Source organism: Mycobacterium sp. 852002-30065_SCH5024008, assembly GCF_001665645.1.
GTDB classification, from domain to species: Bacteria; Actinomycetota; Actinomycetes; order Mycobacteriales; family Mycobacteriaceae; genus Mycobacterium; species Mycobacterium paraffinicum.
Genome location: NZ_LZSZ01000084.1, coordinates 12,266 through 34,570 on the forward strand (window position 1 = coordinate 12,266; position 22,305 = coordinate 34,570).

Here is a 22,305-nt window from a genome sequence, read left to right on the forward strand (position 1 = left end):
CCGCATCACTGCAGCGGCGAGGGCGGTAGGGCCTGCAGGATCGAGTCCTCCCAGCCGTCGCGCAGCGCGGGCGCCACGCTCATCCAGGTGACGATCTCGGCGGGTGGGCTCTCCTTCCACGAGGGGTAGTGGTTGGCGAAGCATTCCCAGCCGCCGTCCAGCGCCCAGTAGTGGATGACCTCGTTGTAGCGGAAGGTCGTGGTAAACGAGCCCAGCCAGCGCTTGCCGGTGCGTTCCGACCATGGGACGTAAAGGCGCTCGAGTTCGCGGATGTAGTCGTCTTGACGCCCCGGCTTGGTTTGCATGATCTCCTGGATCACCAGCGGCGCAGCGAAATTGGCTTCCCGCAGCTGGGCCAGAGTCCTGTTGCTGGGGCCGGGGTACATGATTCGGCCCTCCCCCGCGGCGCCGATGTCGGCCAGAAAGGCGGACCATTTGCCGGCCGCGGCCTCGTGACTGCCGCCGCGGGCCTGGGCGGCCCCGATCCGCGCATAGTCGGCGAACCCGTCGATCTCCCAGATGACCGTCACCTGCGGCCAGTGGCCGTTGTAGGGGGTGGTCTCCCAGATCGCGAACAGCCGGGCGCCGATCTCTTCCATCATCGGCCGGTAGGTGTCGGAGAACACCTCGGTGAAGCGGTCGCTTCGCCCGGAGCCGAGCGAAATGGTCTCGTGCAGATAAAGCAGCGCGTGGCGGTAGTACTTCTTCATCGGTCGAGCCGGACCAACCCCGAGTCGCCGCGCCCACAGGTCACCAAATCGCAGAGCAATTTCTCCGTGGAATACACTGCGGGACAATCACTCCCGGCCGCCGCCAATGCGTGGCCCTTGAACCTTCGTGCGGCCGCACTGAGCGCGTACTGCGCCCTGGCCACCCCGCGGTCCACGCGCACGGGCCACCCGGAGGGCGTCTGACCCCACAACGTGACTTCGGTCAACCGGTCGTCGAGCGACGTGAGCACCTTGTCGCGCACGCGCGCATCCGCGGTGAACGCCTCGGCGCTCACCGCCAGGCTGTCGCTCGTCGAGCCGGCGCCCATCGCGGCGAGCCACTCCTCGAGATTCCGCGCCTGCACGCCGAGGATCCGCAGGGAGCGGGCGTCGCCGTCATTCGGCAGCAGCACCGTCACCTGCCAGCCGGCCATCGCCCGGTCGTAGAGCCAACCTCCGGCCGACTCGACGACGTCCAGGGCACTCACCGCAATGACGTCGAGCCGATAGCGCAGACATTCGCGGTCGGCACGGCTCGCCCGGGCGGCGTGCACCCGGCTGCCTTCCCTGATGTCGAACGTTGACGTGACCATTCAATCCGTTCCTCACCGCCGCACCGAATCCGTGCATTGGCGTTTACCGCAACGCTTGTCCTGGGCTGGGGCCGCCTGAGGCGACTCACCGGACAGCGTGACACTTCAGAGTAAATTTGTAAAGGCGCGACCGGTGGTCACGAGCCGCGGCGCGCCTTGAGTTCGGCGAGCACTTCCTCGGTGTGCTGCCCGAGTTCCGGTGCCGCAGAACGCGGTGCCCAGGGTGTGCCGTGGAAATCGGCCGGTGTGGCCACCATCGGAACGCTGGACTGGCCGTCGGGCACGTCGACGATGCCGCCCGCGGCGTGAAACTGCTCGTCGGCGACGACGTCTTCGAGGCTGTTCACCGGTGACCAGAAGAAATCGGGTTCGGCCGCGAAGGCCTGCGCCCACTCGTCGAGGGTGCGGGTGGCAAAGATGGCATCCAGCTCGCCGATCAGCTCCGCCGAGTTGACGAAGCGGGCGTATGCGTCGCCGAACCGCGGATCGGTCAGCCACTCCGGGTGGCCGACGGCACGACACAGCGGGGGCCAGTGCCGATCGCCTTCGAGTCCGACGATCCAGAATCGCCGCCCATCGGCGGTGGCGTAGTTGTTCATGCAGGGATTGCCCATCGATTCGCGTTGCCCGATTGCGATCGGTTGGCCCGTGAGCAGGTAGGTGTTGAGATCGAAGCTCACGGTGTAGGCGCCCTGCCGATACAACGATGTGCTCACCAGTTGACCGATCCCGGTGCGGGCACGGGCAACCAGCGCCGCGCAGATGGCCGCCGCCAGCGTCATGCCGGCCGAATGATCGCCCATGCCACCGCGCTGGAACGGTGGCGTATCGCCGGGCCGGGTGAGCAGATGCGCCACCCCGGCGCGCGACCAGAAGGCGGCCACGTCGTAGGCGGCCCGGTCCGCGTCGGGTCCGGTCTCGCCGTATCCGGTGATCAGCCCGTACACCAGGCTCGGGTTGCGGGCGGACACCGATTCGAAGTCGAGCCCCAGGCGTTGCAGCGCGCCGGGCCGCACATTGGTCACGAAAACGTCGGCACCGGCGAGCAATTCGAACGCGGTGTCGAGGTCCGCCTCCTCCGCGAGGTCCAACACGACGCTGCGCTTGGAGCGGTTGTCCATCTCGAAGGGTGGGTTGATTCCCAGGTCGCAGCCCAGCATCCTGCCGAACATGCGTCCAGGGTCACCGCTCGGCGGTTCGATCTTTATGACGTCGGCGCCCCAGTCGGCCAGGATGCCGCCGGCGGCCGGTCCGGCCACCCAGACTCCGAGTTCGACGACCTTGACGCCCTCCATCGGTCCCGCCATGGCTAAGTTCCTACCGGTTGGCCGCCCGAAGCGCACGCATCCCGGGATTTCGCGCCCGTTATCGGCGGAGCCCTGATCTGCCGACCGATGATTCTGCGCGCCGCGGTGTATCGGAAGAACATGCGGGCATCGTGCGACGGCTCGCGGCGGTGTGCCCACCAGATGTGCGGCCTGCCGGCAACCCCAACAAGAAAGGAGACGGTCGTGACCATACTCTCGGGAAAAGCGATTCTGATTACCGGTGGCAATCGCGGAATCGGGCACGCGCTGACCGTGGAAGCGTTGAAGAGAGGCGCGGGACGGGTGTACGTGGGTACCCGAAAGGCCTTGGCGGACACCGGCGATTCGCGCGTGACGCCGTTGACCCTGGACATAACCGACAAGGCTGATCTCGAGGCGGCGGCCGGGCAGGTCGACTCTCTCGATATCGTCATCAACAATGCCGGGCTTGCTCTTTACGATGACTTAAGTGACCCCTCCGCGCTCCAGCAACATCTTGCGGTCAACCTTTTCGGCACCTACGCCGTCATCCAGACCTTCCTGCCCTTATTGGTCCGTTCCGGAGGATCGATTGTCAACAATCTGTCGGTGAACGCGTTGGCCCCCCTGCCACTCATCCCGGCCTACTCCGTCTCCAAGGCTGCCGCGTTCTCCATGACGCAGTCGCTTCGTGCCATGTTGGCCGGGCAGGGGGTGCGGGTGCATGCCGTGCTGACCGGGCCGGTGGACACCGAGATGACCCGCGGCCTCGACATACCGAAAGCCTCGCCGCAATCGGTGGCGCACGCCATCTTCGACGGGGTGGAGAACGACGATGACGAAATCTTCCCCGATCCGCTGTCAAGGTCGCTGGCCGAGCGCTGGGACAGCGGCGCCATCAAGGTGCTCGAGCGCCAGTACGCGGCGCTGCTCGATGCGGACCACTGAGCCAGTCACGGCGTGAACCGGCTCGGCGGACAAAGGTCTAGCCTCACACCATGAGCCTGGTAGCCGGACGTGGTCCGCTCAGCAGTGATCCGGCCGGGCGATTCGCGCCCCCGCTGCCCGCCGAGGTCGTCTTCATCGAGCCTCATCCGCGCCGCGTGCAAGCTATCCAGGATGGGCGGCTTGTGATCGACACCGAAGGGGCGTTGCTGGTGCACCGGCGGGGGCAGCCGCTGAGCTATGTCTTCCGCTCCGACGAGGTGGGTGACCTGCCCACCGAACCCGAGCCGGAGGCGCCGGGCTTCGTGCACGTGCCCTGGGATGCGGTCGACACCTGGATGGAAGAGGGCCGCGAACTCGTCCACTACCCGCCCAATCCCTACCACCGCGTCGACTGCCGCCCCACCAAGCGTCGCTTGCGGGTCTCGGTCGCCGGCACGGTGCTGGTGGACACCGACGACACGGTGATCGTGTTCGAAACATCCTTGGCTCCAAGGCTTTACGTCGATCCGGTGCGCGTACGCACCGACGTGTTGCGCCGCTCGGACACGTTGAGCTACTGCAACTACAAGGGCTTCGCCACCTACTGGTCCGCCGATGTGGACGGCCGGTTGGCCGACGACATCGCATGGAGCTACGCCGACCCGCCGCCGGAAAGCCTGCCCATCAAGGGATTTCTGAGCTTCGACCTCGTCCGCGTGGATGTCGTGGCCGAGCTGCCGCGCACGGGCGGCTAACTCGCCAGCCCGACGATCGCCAGCATGAACAGCACCCCGCCGATGGTGCACGCCAAGGTCACCGGAGTCCGATGTCCGGCGTGCGCCCTCGGCAGGATGTCGGCGCTGGCCAAGTACATCAGGAAACCGGCGAAGAATCCGAGATACAGCTCGAGCAGGCGATGGGGGATCGTCACCGCCAGTGTGAGCGCAGCGCCCGCCACCGGTGCGATCGCGTCAGCGGCCAGCAGTGCCAATGCCCTTCGACGGTCGTTTCCATAGAGCGATGTGACGGTGTAGGTGTTGAAACCGTCCGCGAAATCGTGGCCTATCACCGCGACCGCCACCACCGCGCCCGCCGCAGTTCCCGCCTGAAAAGCGGCACCGATGGCGAATCCGTCCATGACGCTGTGGCCGATCAGCCCCGACGCGGCAAGGATCCCGACGCCGGGCGCGTCCGGATCACCGGCATCCTCCTCCGATCCGTGACCGCGGTGGATGCCGACGGTGTGTTCGATGACGTGCAGCACCAGAAAGCCGAGAACGAACGCCACCAGCGGAGCAGGTATGCCGAACAGGCTCCATGGCGTCTGGCTCATCGCTTCCGGCAGCAGGTCGAAGCCCACCGCGCCGAGCATCAGCCCGGCCGCCAACCCGAGCACCAGATAGCGGTAGGAACCGATACGCAGCGCGGCAAAACCGCCCAGCAATGTGGTCACGAACGAGCCGAGGGCCACGAGAACAACCACTGCGGGGGCCTACCTCTCTGCGAGGAGATGCTCGGTGAAAAGGTAGCGCCCTCGGGGAGGGTTGGCCCACCCGAACGTCTGAAGCTAGCCGCCGTAGCTAGGCCGCCCTAGCTTGAGCTCGTGCTGGGCAATCATGTTGCGGAACACTTCCAGCGTGCCGCCGTAGATCCCCAGCGGCAGGGCTAGCCGGTAAAGGTGTTCCGCCGCACCGTCGGTGGCGGAGCCGGGAGTTTCGGTAGGCAATGCCGATGCGGTTCCCATGATGTCCATCAGGTCCGGGGTGACGTCGCGCATTGTCTGCGCGATCGCTACCCGCCCGAACATCCCGGGCGTGGACAGTGCCGCCTCCATCCGGGCCACGTCACGCCCGAGCCGGTATTTGACCGAGTCGTCGTCCAGCGGCGTCCGCCGGTCGGGACCCGGTCGACCGACGACGGCCGCCACCGCGTCGATGACTTCGGCCATCAGGTCGCCGTGCGCCGACATCGCCGCAATGTATTGCAGGCCATGATCTTCCCGATCCACCAGGCCGTGCTCTGAGTCCAGCGCCGCGCGCATCACCGTCCAGCCATCGTTCACTTCGCCGATCCGGTGGAGGTCGTCGACGCGGACGTCGCTGTAGTAGACGATGTTGGTGCGGTCACCGTCCAGGGTCCGGATCCCCTGGATCTCGACGCCAGGCGAGTCGAGGGGCACCAGGAACATGGTCAGGTTGCGGTGTTTCCGGCCCTGGGGGTCGGTGTTGGTGAGCAGAAAGACATACCTGGCGTTCTGCGCATTCGACGTGAACATCTTGGAGCCGTTGATGATCCAGCCAGATCCATTCGCCTCCCGCACCGCGCGCGTCTTGCAGGTGGCGACGTCGGAGCCACCCTCGGGCTCGGTGTAGCCCAGGCAGAGCCGAATCTCGCCGGACAGCACGCCGGGGACCATCTGGTCGGCGAGCTCCGGTGCCCCGAATTGCCGCACCAACCGGGCGACGACGGACGTCGTACCCCAGTGATACCAAGGCGTATGGGCCCGGGCGATCTCGAGTTGGAAGATGCGCCGGCGGACCGGGCTGAATCCGCCCTCGGACTCCAGCTTCCAATCCGATGCGAGGTAGCCAGCTTCGCCCAGCGCCAGATGCACTTGCTCGTCGAAGTTTTCGCCGAACTCCAGCTGTCGGTGGAGCACTTCGTCCGTGACATGCTTCGCGATGAAGGCGCGGGTCTCGTCGCGGAAGGCCCGGTCTTCGGGCGAGAGTTCGACGCGGGAGAAGTCCATCAGGCCGCGTCGATCACGAGGGTGCGGAACCGATCGAGGGTCTCGAGTGCGTGCGCCATGCCGTCGCCGGGGAGATGGACGCTCACCCACGTCACGCCCAGTTTCGCCAGCTTCTCCAGGCCGTCGAGGTAGGCATCCCCGTTGAATTCGTCGTCGGCGGGGCTGCCGCCCTCGAAGTTGGTGAAGGTGATGTCGATCGCCGACCAGTCCCTGCCCGCGGCATCGCACCGCCGGCGCAGGTCGTCAATGCCGTCGGTGAGGCGCGCCAGCGAGTCGATGACCGCCGTGCCGGCGGTCTGGGCCAGTTGGGGCGGCGCGGGGAATGGGCACCAGCCGTCACCGTATTGCGCCACCCGTTGGCGCGCTGACGACGTGTTGCCGCCGATCCAGATAGGCGGGTGCGGGTCACTCAGCGGCCGGGGGTGCGCGGTGATCCCGCGTGCACTGAAATGCCTTCCCTCGAAAACGATGTCGTCACCGGTCCAGACTGCCCGGATTACCTGCAGCGCTTCCTCGAAGAGCTCGGCCCGCTCGTCGTAGCTGACCCCCAGCGCGGCAAATTCCCGCTTGAGGTAACCCACGCCCACCGCGAGCGTGAACCGGCCGCCGGAGAGCAGGTCCAGCGTGGCACCAGACTTGGCCACCACGAACGGATTTCGATACGGCAGCACCACGATGTTGGGAATCAGCCGCAGTGTGGTCGTCGTGGCCGCGGCGAAACCCAGTGCGACAAAGGGATCCAACGCGTCGTGCCCACCGGCCTCCAGCCATCGCTGCGACGGCGCCGGGTGATCCGTGAAGCCGAACCCGTGAATTCCGGCCGCTTCGGTGGCTGCGGCCACCTTCCCGATGCCATCTCCGCTCACCAACTCCGGGTTGTACGGGTGGCTGTGCATCGGGTGGGTGATGGTGAAATGCATGACAGCGACCGGCCGCTAGAACCGTGCGCGGGAGTCGATGGCCGTGTCGGTGGTGCGCAGCGGGCGGATCAGCGCCTCCTGGGCGAAGGAGCACAGCAGCTCCCCCTCCTCGGAATGCACGGTGCCGCGCACGTACGACATGCCCGCCCCGACCTGGGTGCTTTCGTGGGTGTACAGCAGCCACCCGTTCCAGCGCACCGGCTCGTGGAACGCGACGGAGATGCTCATCGGTGCCGTGGACACCGTCAGGTGCGCCTGAGCGGTGCCGATGCCGGGGTGCGCCCGCATCGTGGTGGAAATCCCGAGATGGCCGGTGAAGTAAGCGATGAGCGCCTTGGCCAGGTCGTCCCGTTCCGGGATCGGATCGTAGTGCAGCCAGGCGTACAGCTCCGGCGGCCCGACCTCGTCCGGGCTGTTGACGTCGACGACGTCGACCAGGCGCAGTTCCCGGCCGACCATCGGCATCGGCGAGGGGTTGGCATCGGCGGGTGCGGCCACGTCGGGGCGCGGCAGGTGGTGTCGGATGACGTCACCGGTGGGGACGTCGGCCAGCACCGTGATGCTCAGGCAGCGCCGCCCGTTTTGGTGCACCGCGACCACCGCGGTGGCGGTGGACCGGCCCTCGGCGACGACGTCGAGGACAAGCTCGATCGCCGGTCCAACGGTTACGGCGCGGGAGAACACCGCGTGTGCCGAGCGCACCGACTTGTCCGGAAATCGCTTCGCCACCGCGACGATCGCCTGGGCGAGCACCTGGGTGCCTTCCACCACTTGCCGTTCGTCGCCGGCGGCTCCAACATCACCGCCGGTGTCACCGGTGAACCGGTCCTGCCCGTCTGCCTGCACGTCGAACAGGTCCAGCAGGCCCTGCACCGTCCACTCGGTCTGCTCAGATTCGGTAGTCAAATCCGCTCCCTATCTCGTTGGCAGCTCATCGCCCAGCGTGACACTTTGGCTAAGATTTGTAAAGCTTGGCTAACCGCTTTCGCCCAGTCCGCAGGGGCCGTCTACGACTTCGTCACCAATCCGGAGAATTGCAGGCCGTCGCGCGGGAACCCGCCCGGCAGCGAGATTGACACCGGTACCCGCGGTGCATGACACTTTGGCGGTGTTTTGTAAAGCGGAAGATGCCGGCAAAGGCCGTAGCGGATGATTCCCGAGCCGCTGGCCAACGGCTTCTGCTTCGGCGAAGGACCGCGCTGGTTCGAGGGACTGTTGTGGTTCTCCGACATGCTGGGCGAGGCGGTCCACACCTCGACCATGGGCGGCTCGCTGACCACGTTGCCGCTGCCCGGGCACTGCCCGTCGGGCCTGGGTTTTCGCCCCGACGGATCGCTCCTGATCGTCTCGGTCGAAGACCGCAAGGTGTTGCGCTACGACGGTGAAAACGTCGACACCATCGCCGATCTCGCCGAACTGACACCGGTCAACCTCGGCGACATGGTCATCGACGACGCGGGCCGCGCGTACATCGGGTGCCAAGCCATTAACGGCGGTGCCATCATCCGGCTCGATCCGGACGACCGCGCCGTCGTCGTCGCCGAAGACCTCGACTTTCCCAACGGAATGGTGATCACGCCGGACGGGCAGAGACTGATCGTCGCCGAGTCGGTCGGCCGGCGGTTGACGGCGTTCACGATCGGCGCGGACGGCGGGCTGGCCAACCCCCGCGTTTTCGCCGAGGGCCTGGACGGGCCGCCCGACGGCATCGCGCTCGACGCCGACGGCGCGGTGTGGGCGTCGATGACGTTGGCCCACCAATTCGAGCGGATCATCGAGGGCGGCGCCGTGACCGACCGCATCGACATGGGTGAGCGCGTCGCCATCGCCTGCGCGCTCGGCGGCCCCGAACGCCGGACGTTGTTCTTGCTGTCCAGCACGGAGGCGTATCCGCAGCGCCTGGTCGGCACCCGGCTGTCCCGGCTGGACGCCGTCACGGTGACCACGCCCGGCGCCGGCCTGCCCTGACGAGAGGTGACGATGACCGACTCCTACTACGAGCTCATCGACGGCGCGGATACGTTGGGCGAAAAATTCCGGGCCACCGACCTGGCGCGCGGAACCTGGTCGTCCGCGATACAGCACGGCGGGCCAGTGTCGGCCCTGCTGGTGCGGGCGCTGGAGCGGTGCGAACAACGCGACGACACCCGACTGTCCCGCGTCGTCATCGACTTGCTGGGCGGGGTGCCGGCCGAGGGCGACCTGTGGGTCAGCTCGCGGGTTCAGCGCGGCGGGAAGCAGATCGAACTCGTCAGCGCCGAGATGCTGGCCCCCGGTCCCGACGGCGAACCCCGGCCGGTGGCGCGCGCCAGCGGATGGCGGCTACAAACCCTGGACACCCGGGCCGTGGCCCACGCCGCCGCGCCGATGCCCGGGCCGCGCAGCGAGGCCCGCAACCGCAACCTCAAGGCACGGGACTGGGACCGCAACTACGTGCACAGCCTCGACTGGCTGTGGCTGACGGAGCCGCTCAGCGAGGGCCCGGGCGAATCGTGGATCCACCCGACGGTGGACCTGGTCACCGGCGAGACGATGACGCCGCTGGAGCGCCTGTTCGCGGTGGCCGACTGCGCCAACGGCATCGGCAGCAAGCTGGACATCTCCCGGTGGACATTCCTCAACACCGACCTGGCCGTGCACGTGTTCCGGGTCCCCGACGGTGAGTGGATCGGCATTCGCGCCGAGACCAGCTACGGCCCCGACGGCATCGGGACCACGATCGGCACGCTGTTCGACGAGCGCGGCGCGGTCGGTGCGATCCAGCAGTCGGTGCTGGTGCGCCCGCGCCCGGGCAAGTCCGACCGGGAAGCGAAATGACCGTGGACAACTTCGTAGAGTTGCAGACATGAGCAGTCCGGCCCAGACCGCAGAGCCTGACACCTCGACGCGTCAGCGCATCCTCGACGCCACCGCCGAGGTGCTCGGCCGCAACGGCAAAACCAAGCTCAGCCTGTCCGACGTCGCCGCCCAGGCCGGGGTGTCCCGCCCGACGCTCTACCGCTGGTTCGCGTCCAAAGAGGAACTGCTGTCGGCCTTTTCGAGCTACGAGCGCCAGATCTTCGAGAGCGGCCTGGTCCGGGCCACGGCCGGCCTGAAGGGGGTCGACAAGCTCGACGCCGTGCTGCGGTTCATCGTCGAGTACCAGCACTCGTATTCCGGCGTGCGCATGGTCGATGTCGAGCCCGAGCACACCATCGCCCAATTCTCCGGGGTCATCCCGCAGATGCGCGAGGGCCTGCAACGCCACCTGCCCGGCCCCAACGCCGCGGTGAAGGCGGCGACCGTCATCCGGATCGCGATATCGCACTACATCGTCCCCAGCGACGATGCCGACCAGTTCCTGGCGCAGTTGCGGCACGCGGTCGGCATCAAGGGGAGCTAGTCGAGCTGCACCTCGACCTTGACGCGGCCCTTCTCATCGCGGCTGGCGATCGCGTGTCCGGTGCGGTCGGCGCCGTCGAAGTTGAGCAGTGTGATCGAACCGCCCTCGCCGAGAAAGTTTCGCCACCATGCCTTGCTATCGGGCGACATGACGTTGATGACGATGCCGTCACCGGAGCGGCGGTACCCGACCGGGGTCTGGATCGTCTTACCCGAACGCCTGCCGACGTAGCGAATCTTGATCAGCCCGCGTCGTACCAGTGGCCCGACGACGGGCGCATCGATCATGCCACTGAACAAATTGTTGACGATTCCGACGATGGGCGTGTCGAAGATCCCGGATGCCATGAAGCCCAGCGTATGTCAGACGGCGCAAGAACGATCAGTCGAACAGCACCGCGGCGTTGAGGTAGCCGGTCGGGTCCAGGGCTGCCTTGATGGTCCGCATCGCCGCGATGTCCGCGGGCTCCCGCGACATGCCGAGGTAGTGCCGCTTGCGGGTGCCCACGCCGTGTTCGGAGCTGACGTTGCCGCCGGACCGCGCGATGAGTTCCATCATCGGCTCGTACAGCGCCCGCTCCCGGTCGACGGGGCAGCGCAGCACGTTGAGATGCAGGTTGCCCTCCCCGATGTGGCCGAACAGCACGGGCAGCGCCTCGGGAGCCTGCGCGGCGATCAAATCGACTGCCTCCCTGGCGAATCCGTCGATGGAGGACAGCGGCAGGGAGACGTCGAACTTCAGCGGCGGCCCGTACACGCCAAGGATGTCGACGAGCGACTCGCGTAACTGCCACAACCGTTGCTGCGCAGCAACATCCACGCCGACGGCGGGTTCCCCGCACAACCGCGCACCGTCGAGCAGCTCGGCGAGCCGGTCGGTCTGGTCGTGGTCCGCGGCCAGCTCCACCAGCAACAGCCAGTCACCCTCAACCGGAGAGCCGACGCCGAGGTGCTCGCCGGTCAGCGCGGCGGCGCGGCCGTCGATCAATTCCAGTGCCGCGATGCCGTCCACGTCCCGAAACATCCGGCCGGCGGCCACCAGAGCATCCAGCTCGTCGAACCCGCAGACCGCCGTCACCCGCCGCGAGGGGGTGGGGTGCAGCCGCAGGTCGAGCGCGGTGATGACGCCGAGGGTGCCCTCCGCGCCGACGAACAGCGAAGACAGGTCGTAGCCGGTGTTGTCCCGGCGCACCCGGCTGTGCCGGTGCAGCAGCGACCCGTCGGGCAGCGCCACCTGTAAGCCGACCACCTGTTCGCCCATGTTGCCGTAGCGGACCGTGCGCAGGCCGCCGGCGTTCGTCGACGCCATCCCCCCGACCGTCGCGGTGTCGCGGGCGGCCAGGTCCACGCCGAACAGCAGGCCCGCGGCGCCCGCGGCGCGTTGCACCGCGGTCAGCGTCGCGCCGGCGCCGACCCGGACGCGGCGCTCGACGGTGTCGACGTCATCGAGGGCGTGCAGCCGCTCGGTGGACAGCAACACGTCGTCGTGCTCGGGAACGGTGCCGGCCACCAGCGAGGTGCGGCCGCCCTGCACCGTCACGTGCGCCCCGGCGTCCCGGCACACCCGCAACACCTCGGCGACCTGCTCGGGAGAACCCGGGCGCACCAGCGCGCTGGCCCGGCCCCGATAGCGACCGGTGTGGTCGACGCTGCGGCCCGCGAGGACGTCGGGATCGGTGACCACGTGGTTCGAGCCGACCAGATCAGCCAGACTGCGCAGCATGCTCGCGGTTATAGCACTTCATGCCGTGGCGCGAAAACAGCCCTCGAAATGACCGTTCTCGATCCCGACGGTTTGCATGAACGAATGGGCGACGACCGGGCCGACCAGCCGAAAACCCGCTTCTCGCAACGCCGCTGAGAGCCGGTGCGACTCCGGGGACACCATCCGGCCATCGCTCCAGCTCCGGAGCCGATGCTGGGTAAGCGGTTGATGTTGCCACGCCAGTTGGCACAGCGGGTATTTCGATAACAGGTGAGCGTTGTGCAGCGTGGCTTCGATCTTTTGCCGGTTGCGGATGATCGACGTGTCGGCCATCAAACGCTCGACGTCGCCGTCGGTCATTGCGGCCACCGCCGCCGGGTCGAATCCGTGAAACGCCGCGCGCAGATTGCCCCGCTTGTCGAAGACGCTTGCCCAGGACAGGCCGTTCTCGAAGTAGGTCAACACCAGCACCTCGAAGAGTTCGGCCTCGTCGCGGGTGGGCCTCCCCCACTCGTCGTCGTGATAGGCGGTCAGGTCGCGGCCCGGCGCGCTGGCCCAGCGACATCGAACGACGCCGTCGGAACCGGTCACCACGGTCGGTAGGTGTGACGGCACGCCGATACCGGCCATCGCCTTCATCGGACGACCCTAGCCCCGGGGCACCTCGGCGAATCCCGGCTCGCCGGCCTCGACAACGGAATTGAACCTGATCCGAGTCTCGAGACGCTCGCTGATCTCGTGGATCGCGCTCTCGGGAAGCGCGGTGACATCGAAGTTCTCGCGGATGCGCGCCGGCGTCACGGATGCCGTCAGAACCGCGCTGCCACGCTGGATGCCCCAGGCCAGCAGTACTTGCGCGGGGGTCTTGCCCAGACGTCGAGCGATCGACACCACGAGAGGGTCGTCGAGCAACCGCGGTTCCAGGGCGTGCCCGAGTGACGCGAACGCCAATAGGATGACCCCGTCGGTCTCGCGCAGTCCGTGCAGTTCCCACTGCGGGTGATACGGGTGCGACTCGACCTCTACGACCGCCGGCTTGATGCGAGCGGTTTCGATGATGTTCCTGGCCCCTGCGGCGTCGATGTCGGAGAGTCCTATCGCGCGCGTAAGTCCCTCGTCAACAAGGCTTTCCATGGCCGTCCAGGTTTCGGCCAAGCTGACTCCGTCGTCGTAAACGACGGCTCCATGGATGTCCCGGGGGTCTTGGTCGTCGCCCGGCTTGAACGCGAACGGGGTGTGCACCAGATACAGGTCGACAGCGTCCAGCCCGAGCCTGTTCAGGCTGGCTTGCAGCGCGGCCCTCACCCGCTCCGGTCGATGGTTGTTGTTCCACAGCTTGGTGGTCACGAACAGCTCCTCGCGGCGGACCGTTCGTTGTGCGAATAACTCCTTTAGCGCCGCACCCACCTCGGCTTCGTTGCGGTACCGCTCGGCGGCGTCGAGGTGGCGGAATCCCAATTCCACCGCGGTCTTGACGGCGTCTCGGGTTTTGGTGTTGTCGGAAAGCGAGGTGCCAAACCCGAGCGCCGGAATCTCGGTGCTGCCGTTGTTCAAGGCGAATCTGTGCCGGCTCAGGGTCTCGTTCGGTGCCATGGTCGGTCTCCTTACATCGTTATCGAATACTTTCGGGCGCAACCCGTTTCACGAGCCGCGCGACGGTTTCGGCAGTTGTCCAGACGGCGCTGGCGAGGAACCGGAAATTCACCAGGGCCGCGAGGTAGCCATCACCCTCGGGTAAACACGGGCCCGCGGTGGCGTCCTTGACGACCACGACCTCGAAGCCCTGCTCGATGAGCTCGCGCAGGTGGCCTTCGACGCAGAGGTTGGCGGCCATCCCCGCCAGGACGACCTGGTTCACGCCCCGCTTGCGCAACTGCAGCACAAGGTCGTTCGATTCGGGGCCGACGATCTTGTGCGGGGAGGCGATGACGGTCTGCCCGTCGTGGATGTGGTGACAGTAGGCGGGCAGGAAGTCGGCCCCGGAGCCCGCGAATCCGTCCGTCGTGTAAGCGCCCCGACGGTCGAACATGCCCACGCCGATCATGAATTTCTCCAGCGGATCGCCGAACAGCCACTGCCTGTCGGTGGGGTAGAAGTAGTGCGGCGACACGGCGACGGTGAGGCCCGCCAGTTTGGCGGCGCGGAATAGTTCGCCGATGTGGGCCACGGTGTCGTTGTCGCGGATGCTGTCGCCGAAGGCCGGCCAAGCGGCGCCGTCGGGGCTGAGGAAGTCGATCTGCGGATCGGTGACGACGAGCGCGGCGTGCTCAAAATCGAACGCGAAGCCCGAAGGCGGCAGCGCGGGATCCTGTGGGTCGGCGTAAGTGGCCGGGTCCGTCATCGGGGCCGTCCTCGTGGTCGAAATCGGTTCATATCGGGACTATAGCTGACCAGTCGTCTATTTAACAACCGTGCAGCGCCCCGCATTCCTCTCGCCGAAATTCAGCGCAAGAGCGCCGGGACCGTAACGGCTTCGAACCGGTCGTACGGCATGCGACTCCGGGTCACCTTGCCGCGCAGGGCCGCGCCCTCCCACGCCTCGATCAGCTGTGCGGCGAGTTGCCCCGCGTCGAGGTCCCTGCGAATAGCCCCCGCACCATGCTGGCCGGACCGCACGCAATCGGTGAGGGCCGTGTCCCAGCGCTCGAGAATCCGAAGAAGCTCGGCGCGCACCGGGTCACTGGATCCGCCGAGTTCCAGCGACAAGTTGCCCACCAGGCAGCCCAGCAGGAAGTCGCCGGCCTCGTGTTCGTCGGCGAGGGCGTGGAAAAAGCGTGTGATCCGCTCCTGCGCCGGCCCGTCGGCAGCGAGGATCGGCAGCAGCCGCGCCTCGATCTCGGCCCAGTAGTGCGCGAGGATCGCCGCCGCGAACGCCTCTTTGCTCGAAAAATACGCGTAGAACGAGCCTTTCGGCACGCCGGCCGCGTCGGTGATGTCCTTGACCCCACTGGCGGAGAATCCGCGCGCGTGCACGAGCCCGAGCCCTGCAGCGAGCAGGCGGTTGCGGACCTCCGGATTTGGCGGGCGCGGCATACTTTCGATATTAGCCGACCGGTCACCTACCTTTGCCGGTCGCACTTTCCGCCGCTAGAACTCCTTGTGATTGACATCGGTGATCAGGCCACCGTCCATCACGAACTCGCTGCCGGTGGAGTATGACGATTCGTCGCTGGCCAGGAAGAGCACGAATGTCGCGACTTCCCGAACCTCGCCCGGACGCCCGAGCGGGATCGTCACCATGTCCTCGGGCAGGTGGGCGGTCATCGGGGTGCGGATGAACCCCGGGTGCACGGAGTTCACCCGAATATTGTGCGGCGCCAGCTCCAGTGCCGCCGACTTCGCGAGGCCACGCACGCCCCACTTGGACGCGACGTAAGGGTGCACCATGGGCGCGCCGCGCAGGCCCTCGATGGACGACACGTTGATGATCGAGCCGCCCCCGGCCGCGATCATCGGCTCGACCGCAACCCGCATGCCCAGGAATGTCCCGGTCAGGTTGACGTCAATCACCTTCTGCCACTTGGCCAGATCGAAGTTCTTCAGCGGGCCGAGCGCGACGGTTCCGGCGTTGTTGACCAGCACGTTTAGCTTGCCGAATTCGCCGATCGCGGTGGCGACGGCGGCGTCCCACTGGTCGGGCTGGGTGACGTCGAGGTGCACGTAGCGTGCAGAGTCGCCGATCTCGTCGGCCAACGCCTTGCCCTGGTCGTCAAGAATGTCGCCGATAACGACCTTGGCGCCTTCCTCGACCAGCAGGCGCGCATCTTCGGCTCCCATACCGCCCGCGCCACCACTGATGAGCGCTACCTTGCCGTCTACCCGACCCACGTGGGTCTCCTTTCGATTTAGGTCGTCACCAAAGTGCTTGGTGCGTAAAGGCCTTTGCCGGTTACCAGCGGCAAATCTAGTGTGGTCCGGATGCCCGGCGGCGCGGCGATCACGGCGGGGATGGCGTTGACGACTCGGCCCGCGGCGCCCGCGATCGCCGCGTGGTTGTGGTCGCCCTTGCGGCTGCTCGGGATGATGTCGACGGCATACGACGGCTCGCCGGTGATCTCGACGCGGTACGAGCCGTCGCCCGCGGCGGGCTGGGGTAGGTCGGGGCGCAGGTCCGGCCGCAACCGGGTGACGTGCTCGATGACGACGGCGGGGTGACCCTTGACCATGCCGCAAATCTCGAATTGCAGCACGGCCACGGTGCCCTTGGCTACGTGGCCGACCGCGATGTCGAAATCCTCGGGCGCGGGCTCACGCTGGTAGGACTCGGTGATCTCGTCGACCTCAATGCCGAGACCGGCCGCCAGCTGACGGATCGCGGTTCCCCAGGCAATGCTGAGGATGCCCGGCTGCAGCAGCATCGGGATCTCGTCCATGGGCTTGGCGAATCCCATGTAGTCCATGACCTCGGTCCCGTTGTACGACGCGTAGTCGTGAATCTCCATGCAGCGCACCTGCTCGATGTGTTGACAGGTGCCGGCGAGCGCGAACGGGATCAGATCGTTTGCGAATCCCGGGTCGACGCCGCTGATGAAGATGCTCGAATTGCCCTGCCGTGCAGCATCTTCGACGCGGCTGATGTACTTGTCGGGCATCACGCCCCACGGGTACTGCAGCAGCCCCGGCGACGACCCGACGACGTTGACGCCGGCCGCCAGGATGCGCATGACGTCGGCCATCGCGTCGGGCAGGCGGGTGTCGCCCATGGCGCAGTACACGACGCACTCGGGCTTGGTGGCCAGCAGGGCGTCGAGGTCGGAGACGGCCGTGACACCCGTGACGACACCGGGTTCCAGGGCGACGCCGCACAGCTCGCCGGCGTCCTTGCCCACCTTCTCCGGGCTGGACACGCACACGCCCGTCAACTCGAACTGCGGGTTGGTGATCAGCTCGGCCAGGGCCAACCCTCCGACGTTTCCGGTACCGACGTGCGCGACGCGGATCGCCATCAGAGTCTCCGTCCTTTGAGCGCTCAAAACTTTTCTAGACACTAGTCCACAAAATTTGTGGCGCATACCGGCGGACTGACCGTGGACTCCCCGGGCAGAATGACTCGCTGATGACACAACGCGAAGACGTCCAATTCCCGTCCGGTGGCGATCTGATCAGCGCCTGGCTCTACCGTCCGGCGGGCAGCGATCCCGCGCCGCTATTGGTGATGGCGCATGGCCTGGGCGGGGTGCGAAGCATGCGGCTCGACGCCTACGCCGAACGCTTCAGCTCCGCCGGTTACGCCTGCCTGGTGTTCGACTACCGCAACTTCGGCGACAGCGAGGGCCGGCCCCGCCAGGTGCTCGACATCGGGCTGCAGCTCGCCGACTGGGCCGCCGCGGTCGCCTACGCCCGCACCCTCCCGGGAATCGATCCCAAGCGAATCGCCCTGTGGGGCACCTCTTTTGCCGGCGGCCACGTGATCGCCACGGCGGCGCGGCTGCCGGGCATCGCCGCCGCGGTGGTCCAATGCCCCTTCACCGACGCCGTCGCATCGATACGGACGCTGTCCCCGCTGATCTTCTTGCGCGTCGGCATTCTGGGCGCCCGCGACCTGCTCGCCGCCCGCCGCGGAAAACCACCGGTGATGGTTCCCACGGTGGGGAAACCGGGCGAGGTCGCGCTGATGAACGCGCCCGACGCGTACCCGGGTTACCTGAGACTGGTGCCCGACGGTGTGGACATCCCCCAGCAAGTGGCGGCCCGAATCGCGTTGAAGATCATGGCCTATCGCCCGGGGCGCCGCACGCCCGAGATCACCTGCCCGATCCTGTTCTGCGTCTGCGAAGCCGACTCGGTGGCCCCCGCGGCGGCGACGCTGCGCCACGCGGCCAGGGCCCCGCGCGGTGAGGTCAAGCTCTATCCCGAGGGCCATTTCGCCATCTACGTCGGCGAGGCGTTCGAGCGTGTCGTCGCCGACCAGCTCGCCTTCCTCGACAAGCACCTGAAGAGCGCGGGCGCCTAGGGGCGATCGCGAGCGCGGCGTAGCCGGGCGAAGCGGGTCGCCCCCATCGACCTAGGGGCGATCGCGAGCGCGGCGTAGCCGGGCGAAGCGGGTCGCCCCCATCGACCTAGGGGCGATCGCGAGCGCGGCGTAGCCGGGCGAAGCGGGTCGCCCCCATCGAACTAAGGGCCGAGCGGGGAACTCGTGCGGATCGCTTCGTCGCGGATCAAGCCGCGCAGCAGTGCGGTGCTGAATTCGGCGGCGATCTCCTTGGCGCTGCGCCGCCCGCTCGGCCGCAGCCACCGGTAGGCGCCGAGCGTCATGCCGATGTACCCGAGCGCCAGCACGTGGGAGTCGCACGGGTAGAACTCGCCACTGGCGATCCCCCGGTCGATCAGGCCGTGGACGTGCTCGTAGACCTGGGTCTCCTTCTCCCGGACCGCGGCGACCTGTTCTTCGGTGAACCACTCGGCGATGTAGGGCGCCTCCTGGAAGTAGACGGCGGCCCGCTCGGGATTGGCGGCGATGCCGGTGAGCAGCCGGACCGTGTACTGATAGAGCGCCTCGCGGGCCGTCCAGGACGGATCGTCGTGGACGGCGGCCAGCGTGCCCTCGGCGGCCTGCTGATAGATGTCGTAGAGGATCAGGGACTTACTGGCGTAGTAGTGGTAGACCGTCGCCTTGTTCAGGCCGATCACGTCGGCGACGTCATCCATCCGGGTGCCGTGGTAGCCGCGGGCGGCGAACAGCTTGGTGGCAACAGCCAGCAGCTCCTCGCGCCGCGTTAGTCCGCTATCGGATGGCATCTGTCCTCGCTATCGTCACTGCCGGGCGGGGCGCTGGGGTGCCGGGCAAGGCCAATTATCAATCAACTGGTTGGACAGTTTAGGCAAACGCGAGGTGTCGCCCCGACGAGGATGGGACTAGACTCGCTTTTCGAAAGCTCAAGTCGCGACTGGAGGGGTGGCCTCATGGATCCGAGCCCGGACTACGACGCTAGCGACGAAATCGAGTTCTTTTTCCGCTACGTGCCCTGGGGTCTACGCGGCGTCGTCGACGGCAACGGCTACCCGCCGCCCGCCTACCCGCCGGTCTAAACCGTTTGGCGCCTCTAGAGCGCCTTCAATTCCTCGGCGACCTCGGTCACCGATTTCTTCGCATCCCCGAACAACATCGTCGTCCCGTCGGCGTAGAACAGCGGGTTGTCGATGCCCGCGAAGCCGGAGTTCATCGACCGCTTGAGCACGATCACCGACCTAGCCTTGTCCACGTTCAGGATGGGCATGCCGTAGATCGGGCTGGATTGCTCGTTGCGGGCCGCCGGGTTGGTGACGTCGTTCGCGCCGATGACGATCGCGACGTCGGTGCGGGCGAACTCGTCGTTGATGTCGTCCATGTCCTTCATGGCGTCGTAGTCGACCTCGGCCTCGGCCAGTAGCACGTTCATGTGCCCGGGCATCCGCCCCGCGACCGGGTGGATCGCGTACTTCACCGGCACGCCCTTTTCCTCGAGCAGGCTGGCCATGTCCTTGACGGCGTGCTGGGCCTGTGCGACCGCCAGCCCGTAGCCGGGAACCACGATCACCTGGTTGGCGTAGGCCATCTGGATCGCGGCGTCGGCGGCCGAGGTCGCCTTGACGTGTTTGTCGCCGGCGTCCCCGCCGGCGCCCGGGGCCACGCCCCCACCGCCGAAGCCACCGGCGACGATCGCCGGGATGGACCGGTTCATGGCCTTGGCCATGAGGTTGGTCAGGATAGAACCGGACGCGCCGACGATCATGCCGGCCACGATCATCGCGGTGTTGTTGAGCGCCAGGCCGGCCGCCGCGGCCGACAGCCCGGTCATCGCGTTGAGCAGCGAGATGACCACCGGCATGTCGGCGCCACCGATCGGCAGCACCACCATCAGGCCGAGCACACCCGCGGCGACGAGGAGGCCGATCATCCACCAGAGCGACGCCCCACCGGTGCCGGGATGGGCGTGGATGCCGACGATGACCGCGGCGGCCACCGCCGCCACCAGCAACAGCAGGTTGATCGGCTGCTGAAGCTTGCCGAAGCCGATCGGCGAGCCGGAGATGATCTCCTGCAGCTTGCCGAAGGCAATGATCGATCCCCAGAACGAGATCGACCCGATGATCGCGGCGAAAAGCGACGCGACCACGATGTGCACGGTCGGCGACTCCCCGTGTTGGAAGGCCGAAAATCCTTTGGTCTCAATGAATTCCGCCAGCGCGATGAGCGCGACGGTGCCGCCGCCGACGCCGTTGAAGAACGCCACCAGCTGCGGCATGGCGGTCATCTTGGTCAGCCGCGCCGGTGGCACACCGAGCACGACACCCACGACCAGGCCGGCGATGATGAGCACCCACGACTCGGTGTGCCGGATCTTGATCAGGGTCGCCGTCACCGCGAGGGCCATGCCGACCGCGGCAATCAGGTTGCCCCGCACCGCCGTCTTCGGGCCGGTCAGGCCCATCAGGCCATAAATGAAGAGCGCGAACGAGATGATGTAGAGAACGGTGACGAGGTAGTTCATTTCACCGCCAGGTCGTCGGTCTTGGCGGGCACGGCTTTCTTCTTGCCCTTGAACATGCCCAGCATCCGGTCGGTGACGATGAAGCCGCCGATCACGTTGAGCGTCCCGAACACCACCGCGACGAACAGGATGATCTGCACCGCCAGCGACGGATGCTCAACCTCGCCGAAGACCACCAGCGCGCCGAGCACCACGATGCCGTGAATGGCGTTCGTTCCAGACATCAGCGGCGTGTGCAGCGTGTTGGGCACCTTGGAAATGACCGCGAACCCGACGAACCCGGACAGCACCAGGATCGCCAGATTGGCCAACAGCTCGTCGTACATGTAGTCCTCTCTAGCCGGCCGCGGGCGTCCGGGTGACGCACGCCGCCGCGACGACCTCGTCGTCGAAGTCGGGGGCCAGCTTGCCGTCTTTGATCAACAGGTCCAGGAACGCCGTGATGTTCTTGCTATAGAGCTCGCTGGCGTGCTCGGGCATGGTTGCCGGCAGGTTCAGCGGAGAGGCGATGGTGACGTCGTGCTTGACGACCGTCTGCCCCGGCTCGGTCAGTTCGCAGTTGCCCCCGGTCTCCCCCGCCAGGTCGATCACCACGCTGCCGGGCTTCATCGACTCCACCGCCGCGGCGGTCACCAGCCGCGGCGCGGGGCGCCCCGGGACCAACGCGGTGGTGATCACCACGTCGAACCCGGCGATCGCCTTCTCCAGGGATTTCTGCTGCTGGGCGCGTTCTTCTTCGGTGAGCTCGCGGGCATACCCGCCCTCACCGGCCGCGTCGATGCCGATGTCGAGCCACTGCGCCCCGACCGAACGGACCTGGTCGGCGACCTCGGGGCGCACGTCGTAGCCGGAGGTGCGCCCGCCCAGCCGTTTGGCCGTCGCCAGCGCCTGCAGCCCGGCCACCCCGACGCCGAGCACCAGCACGCTGGCCGGTTTCACGGTGCCCGCCGCGGTCGTCAGCATCGGGAAGAATCGGGTCGACTCGGAGGCCGCCAGCAGCACGGCCTTATAGCCGGCCACGTTGGCCTGCGAAGAGAGCGCATCCATGACCTGGGCGCGCGAGATGCGCGGAATCGCCTCGAGCGCGAACGCCTGCACCCCGGCCTCGGTGAGAGCGCCGATCGAGTTGTCGGCGTTGCGCGGTGCCAGGAACCCGATCAGGGTCTGCCCGCGGCGCAACCTGCCGACCTCTTCTTTGGTCGGCGGCGCCACCTTGACGACGACGTCGGCGGCCCAGGCGTCCCCGATGCTGGCGCCGGCCTCGATGTAGAGCTGGTCCGGAAGCAATGCGCCCTCGCCCGCACCCGACTCGACCACTACGGCCACACCGCTGCTGATCAGCGACGCCACCGCCTTGGGTACCAGTGCGACCCGTCGTTCGTCGGTCCCGGACTCGGCGACCACCCCTACCGTCGTCTGCGCATCTGTCATGGCGCGTACATCTGCTTTCCCGCACTTTCCTGCCGTTTGATGTGCCGCTGGCTGGCCGCACGCTTCGCTACCTTAACGCCTGCCGGATTTCGCCCCGGACGTGCGATCGACCGGGGCGGGATACCGCCGGCG

General features: G+C 67.1%; 26 protein-coding genes. 7 read left to right on the forward strand and 19 right to left on the reverse strand.

All coding sequences use genetic code 11. The annotated features are described in order from the left end of the window. Positions 1 to 5: 5 nt before the first annotated feature. The 3 genes from A5781_RS10625 to A5781_RS10635 form a co-directional block, all read right to left on the reverse strand. Complete coding sequence (locus A5781_RS10625; RefSeq protein WP_067204714.1) at positions 6 to 710, reverse strand: NIPSNAP family protein; 705 nt, start codon at positions 708 to 710, stop codon at positions 6 to 8. Further along, positions 707 to 1,303: a hypothetical protein gene (locus A5781_RS10630; RefSeq protein ID WP_067204717.1), complete on the reverse strand. Its 597-nt coding sequence runs from the start codon at positions 1,301 to 1,303 to the stop codon at positions 707 to 709. Before A5781_RS10630 ends, A5781_RS10625 begins: the two co-directional genes overlap by 4 nt. 137 nt (positions 1,304 to 1,440) lie before the next feature. Continuing rightward, positions 1,441 to 2,610: a CaiB/BaiF CoA-transferase family protein gene (locus A5781_RS10635; RefSeq protein ID WP_067204720.1), complete on the reverse strand. Its 1,170-nt coding sequence runs from the start codon at positions 2,608 to 2,610 to the stop codon at positions 1,441 to 1,443. A 162-nt stretch (positions 2,611 to 2,772) separates the two neighbouring features. Here A5781_RS10635 and A5781_RS10640 point away from each other — a divergent pair, with 162 nt between their 5' ends. Both A5781_RS10640 and A5781_RS10645 read left to right on the forward strand, forming a co-directional pair. Beyond that, on the forward strand, positions 2,773 to 3,537 hold the full coding sequence (locus A5781_RS10640; protein ID WP_067204999.1) for an SDR family NAD(P)-dependent oxidoreductase: 765 nt from the start codon (positions 2,773 to 2,775) through the stop codon (positions 3,535 to 3,537). Positions 3,538 to 3,587: 50 nt separating this feature from the next. Next, complete coding sequence (locus A5781_RS10645) at positions 3,588 to 4,271, forward strand: DUF427 domain-containing protein (protein WP_067204723.1); 684 nt, start codon at positions 3,588 to 3,590, stop codon at positions 4,269 to 4,271. Here the strand turns inward: A5781_RS10645 and A5781_RS10650 are convergent. The 4 genes from A5781_RS10650 to A5781_RS10665 form a co-directional block, all read right to left on the reverse strand. Beyond that, complete coding sequence (locus A5781_RS10650; protein WP_067204725.1) at positions 4,268 to 4,999, reverse strand: ZIP family metal transporter; 732 nt, start codon at positions 4,997 to 4,999, stop codon at positions 4,268 to 4,270. The two genes, A5781_RS10645 and A5781_RS10650, sit on opposite strands and share 4 nt — an antisense overlap. Positions 5,000 to 5,083: 84 nt before the next feature. Further along, on the reverse strand, positions 5,084 to 6,265 hold the full coding sequence (locus tag A5781_RS10655; RefSeq protein WP_067204728.1) for an acyl-CoA dehydrogenase family protein: 1,182 nt from the start codon (positions 6,263 to 6,265) through the stop codon (positions 5,084 to 5,086). After that, positions 6,265 to 7,185 (reverse strand): LLM class F420-dependent oxidoreductase, encoded by a 921-nt coding sequence (locus A5781_RS10660; protein ID WP_067204731.1) that lies wholly within the window; start codon positions 7,183 to 7,185, stop codon positions 6,265 to 6,267. The genes A5781_RS10655 and A5781_RS10660 overlap by 1 nt, the downstream gene beginning before the upstream one ends. Positions 7,186 to 7,200: 15 nt before the next feature. Then, positions 7,201 to 8,091 carry an acyl-CoA thioesterase II gene (locus A5781_RS10665; protein ID WP_067204734.1) on the reverse strand — a complete coding sequence of 297 codons (891 nt, stop codon included), beginning with the start codon at positions 8,089 to 8,091 and terminating at the stop codon, positions 7,201 to 7,203. A 243-nt stretch (positions 8,092 to 8,334) separates the two neighbouring features. Here A5781_RS10665 and A5781_RS10670 point away from each other — a divergent pair, with 243 nt between their 5' ends. The 3 genes from A5781_RS10670 to A5781_RS10680 are packed head-to-tail and all read left to right on the forward strand — an operon-like array spanning position 8,335 to position 10,567. Then, the gene (locus A5781_RS10670; RefSeq protein WP_067204737.1) at positions 8,335 to 9,153 is read left to right on the forward strand and encodes an SMP-30/gluconolactonase/LRE family protein; all 819 of its coding nucleotides are present in this window, start codon (positions 8,335 to 8,337) and stop codon (positions 9,151 to 9,153) included. 12 nt (positions 9,154 to 9,165) lie between these two features. Continuing rightward, complete coding sequence (locus A5781_RS10675) at positions 9,166 to 10,002, forward strand: thioesterase family protein (protein ID WP_067205003.1); 837 nt, start codon at positions 9,166 to 9,168, stop codon at positions 10,000 to 10,002. A 28-nt stretch (positions 10,003 to 10,030) separates the two neighbouring features. Further along, entirely contained in the window at positions 10,031 to 10,567 is a 537-nt protein-coding gene (locus A5781_RS10680; RefSeq protein WP_067204740.1) for a TetR/AcrR family transcriptional regulator, read from the forward strand. On the opposite strand, the gene A5781_RS10685 is transcribed toward A5781_RS10680, so the two are convergent. The 8 genes from A5781_RS10685 to A5781_RS10720 all read right to left on the reverse strand — a co-directional run bounded on the left by A5781_RS10685 (position 10,564) and on the right by A5781_RS10720 (position 17,217). Continuing rightward, positions 10,564 to 10,914: a hypothetical protein gene (locus A5781_RS10685; RefSeq protein WP_067204743.1), complete on the reverse strand. Its 351-nt coding sequence runs from the start codon at positions 10,912 to 10,914 to the stop codon at positions 10,564 to 10,566. The genes A5781_RS10680 and A5781_RS10685 overlap by 4 nt on opposite strands. Before the next feature lie 34 nt (positions 10,915 to 10,948). Beyond that, the gene (locus A5781_RS10690; protein ID WP_067204746.1) at positions 10,949 to 12,289 is read right to left on the reverse strand and encodes an FAD-binding oxidoreductase; all 1,341 of its coding nucleotides are present in this window, start codon (positions 12,287 to 12,289) and stop codon (positions 10,949 to 10,951) included. A gap of 18 nt (positions 12,290 to 12,307) precedes the next feature. Continuing rightward, on the reverse strand, positions 12,308 to 12,910 hold the full coding sequence (locus A5781_RS10695; protein ID WP_067204750.1) for a DNA-3-methyladenine glycosylase I: 603 nt from the start codon (positions 12,908 to 12,910) through the stop codon (positions 12,308 to 12,310). Positions 12,911 to 12,919: 9 nt separating this feature from the next. Next, on the reverse strand, positions 12,920 to 13,864 hold the full coding sequence (locus tag A5781_RS10700; RefSeq protein WP_067204753.1) for an aldo/keto reductase: 945 nt from the start codon (positions 13,862 to 13,864) through the stop codon (positions 12,920 to 12,922). A gap of 19 nt (positions 13,865 to 13,883) precedes the next feature. Then, complete coding sequence (locus A5781_RS10705; protein WP_067204756.1) at positions 13,884 to 14,612, reverse strand: cysteine hydrolase; 729 nt, start codon at positions 14,610 to 14,612, stop codon at positions 13,884 to 13,886. Positions 14,613 to 14,713: 101 nt separating this feature from the next. After that, entirely contained in the window at positions 14,714 to 15,304 is a 591-nt protein-coding gene (locus A5781_RS10710) for a TetR/AcrR family transcriptional regulator (protein ID WP_067204759.1), read from the reverse strand. A 54-nt stretch (positions 15,305 to 15,358) separates the two neighbouring features. Next, positions 15,359 to 16,099, reverse strand: a complete 741-nt coding sequence (locus A5781_RS10715) for a glucose 1-dehydrogenase (RefSeq protein WP_067204761.1) — start codon at positions 16,097 to 16,099, stop codon at positions 15,359 to 15,361. Between the two features lie 17 nt (positions 16,100 to 16,116). Next, positions 16,117 to 17,217: a diacylglycerol kinase gene (locus A5781_RS10720; protein WP_067204764.1), complete on the reverse strand. Its 1,101-nt coding sequence runs from the start codon at positions 17,215 to 17,217 to the stop codon at positions 16,117 to 16,119. 110 nt (positions 17,218 to 17,327) lie between these two features. On the opposite strand from A5781_RS10720, the gene A5781_RS10725 reads away from it, so the two are divergent. Further along, positions 17,328 to 18,224, forward strand: a complete 897-nt coding sequence (locus A5781_RS10725) for an alpha/beta hydrolase (protein ID WP_067204767.1) — start codon at positions 17,328 to 17,330, stop codon at positions 18,222 to 18,224. A 161-nt stretch (positions 18,225 to 18,385) separates the two neighbouring features. On the opposite strand, the gene A5781_RS10730 is transcribed toward A5781_RS10725, so the two are convergent. Beyond that, positions 18,386 to 19,009, reverse strand: coding sequence for a TetR/AcrR family transcriptional regulator (locus tag A5781_RS10730; protein WP_067204769.1), 624 nt, complete (start codon positions 19,007 to 19,009; stop codon positions 18,386 to 18,388). Between the two features lie 165 nt (positions 19,010 to 19,174). Here A5781_RS10730 and A5781_RS25560 point away from each other — a divergent pair, with 165 nt between their 5' ends. Next, on the forward strand, positions 19,175 to 19,300 hold the full coding sequence (locus A5781_RS25560; protein ID WP_007167223.1) for a hypothetical protein: 126 nt from the start codon (positions 19,175 to 19,177) through the stop codon (positions 19,298 to 19,300). A gap of 14 nt (positions 19,301 to 19,314) precedes the next feature. Here the strand turns inward: A5781_RS25560 and A5781_RS10735 are convergent, their stop codons facing one another. Genes A5781_RS10735 through A5781_RS10745 form a run of 3 tightly spaced genes read right to left on the reverse strand, consistent with a single transcriptional unit; the run spans position 19,315 to position 22,173 of the window. Continuing rightward, positions 19,315 to 20,742, reverse strand: a complete 1,428-nt coding sequence (locus A5781_RS10735; protein WP_067204772.1) for an NAD(P)(+) transhydrogenase (Re/Si-specific) subunit beta — start codon at positions 20,740 to 20,742, stop codon at positions 19,315 to 19,317. Continuing rightward, positions 20,739 to 21,068 carry an NAD(P) transhydrogenase subunit alpha gene (locus A5781_RS10740; RefSeq protein ID WP_067204774.1) on the reverse strand — a complete coding sequence of 110 codons (330 nt, stop codon included), beginning with the start codon at positions 21,066 to 21,068 and terminating at the stop codon, positions 20,739 to 20,741. The genes A5781_RS10735 and A5781_RS10740 overlap by 4 nt, the downstream gene beginning before the upstream one ends. Positions 21,069 to 21,078: 10 nt before the next feature. Further along, the gene (locus tag A5781_RS10745) at positions 21,079 to 22,173 is read right to left on the reverse strand and encodes a Re/Si-specific NAD(P)(+) transhydrogenase subunit alpha (RefSeq protein ID WP_067204777.1); all 1,095 of its coding nucleotides are present in this window, start codon (positions 22,171 to 22,173) and stop codon (positions 21,079 to 21,081) included. Between the last annotated feature and the right edge of the window lie 132 nt (positions 22,174 to 22,305).

Bases quoted from the DNA above. Each gene is read 5' to 3' on its own strand.
- A5781_RS10675 (WP_067205003.1), top strand. From the start codon at position 9,166: ATGACCGACTCCTACTACGAGCTCATCGACGGCGCGGATACGTTGGGC.
- A5781_RS10640 (WP_067204999.1), top strand. From the start codon at position 2,773: ATGTGCGGCCTGCCGGCAACCCCAACAAGAAAGGAGACGGTCGTGACC.
- A5781_RS10740 (WP_067204774.1), bottom strand. From the start codon at position 21,068: ATGTACGACGAGCTGTTGGCCAATCTGGCGATCCTGGTGCTGTCCGGG.
- A5781_RS10680 (WP_067204740.1), top strand. From the start codon at position 10,031: ATGAGCAGTCCGGCCCAGACCGCAGAGCCTGACACCTCGACGCGTCAG.
- A5781_RS10685 (WP_067204743.1), bottom strand. From the start codon at position 10,914: ATGGCATCCGGGATCTTCGACACGCCCATCGTCGGAATCGTCAACAAT.
- A5781_RS10670 (WP_067204737.1), top strand. From the start codon at position 8,335: ATGATTCCCGAGCCGCTGGCCAACGGCTTCTGCTTCGGCGAAGGACCG.
- A5781_RS10745 (WP_067204777.1), bottom strand. From the start codon at position 22,173: ATGACAGATGCGCAGACGACGGTAGGGGTGGTCGCCGAGTCCGGGACC.
- A5781_RS10725 (WP_067204767.1), top strand. From the start codon at position 17,328: ATGACACAACGCGAAGACGTCCAATTCCCGTCCGGTGGCGATCTGATC.
- A5781_RS10635 (WP_067204720.1), bottom strand. From the start codon at position 2,610: ATGGCGGGACCGATGGAGGGCGTCAAGGTCGTCGAACTCGGAGTCTGG.
- A5781_RS10630 (WP_067204717.1), bottom strand. From the start codon at position 1,303: ATGGTCACGTCAACGTTCGACATCAGGGAAGGCAGCCGGGTGCACGCC.
- A5781_RS10625 (WP_067204714.1), bottom strand. From the start codon at position 710: ATGAAGAAGTACTACCGCCACGCGCTGCTTTATCTGCACGAGACCATT.
- A5781_RS10705 (WP_067204756.1), bottom strand. From the start codon at position 14,612: ATGACGGACCCGGCCACTTACGCCGACCCACAGGATCCCGCGCTGCCG.
- A5781_RS10730 (WP_067204769.1), bottom strand. From the start codon at position 19,009: ATGCCATCCGATAGCGGACTAACGCGGCGCGAGGAGCTGCTGGCTGTT.
- A5781_RS10720 (WP_067204764.1), bottom strand. From the start codon at position 17,217: ATGGCGATCCGCGTCGCGCACGTCGGTACCGGAAACGTCGGAGGGTTG.
- A5781_RS10655 (WP_067204728.1), bottom strand. From the start codon at position 6,265: ATGGACTTCTCCCGCGTCGAACTCTCGCCCGAAGACCGGGCCTTCCGC.
- A5781_RS10660 (WP_067204731.1), bottom strand. From the start codon at position 7,185: ATGCATTTCACCATCACCCACCCGATGCACAGCCACCCGTACAACCCG.
- A5781_RS10695 (WP_067204750.1), bottom strand. From the start codon at position 12,910: ATGAAGGCGATGGCCGGTATCGGCGTGCCGTCACACCTACCGACCGTG.
- A5781_RS25560 (WP_007167223.1), top strand. From the start codon at position 19,175: ATGGATCCGAGCCCGGACTACGACGCTAGCGACGAAATCGAGTTCTTT.
- A5781_RS10645 (WP_067204723.1), top strand. From the start codon at position 3,588: ATGAGCCTGGTAGCCGGACGTGGTCCGCTCAGCAGTGATCCGGCCGGG.
- A5781_RS10735 (WP_067204772.1), bottom strand. From the start codon at position 20,742: ATGAACTACCTCGTCACCGTTCTCTACATCATCTCGTTCGCGCTCTTC.
- A5781_RS10700 (WP_067204753.1), bottom strand. From the start codon at position 13,864: ATGGCACCGAACGAGACCCTGAGCCGGCACAGATTCGCCTTGAACAAC.
- A5781_RS10710 (WP_067204759.1), bottom strand. From the start codon at position 15,304: ATGCCGCGCCCGCCAAATCCGGAGGTCCGCAACCGCCTGCTCGCTGCA.
- A5781_RS10690 (WP_067204746.1), bottom strand. From the start codon at position 12,289: ATGCTGCGCAGTCTGGCTGATCTGGTCGGCTCGAACCACGTGGTCACC.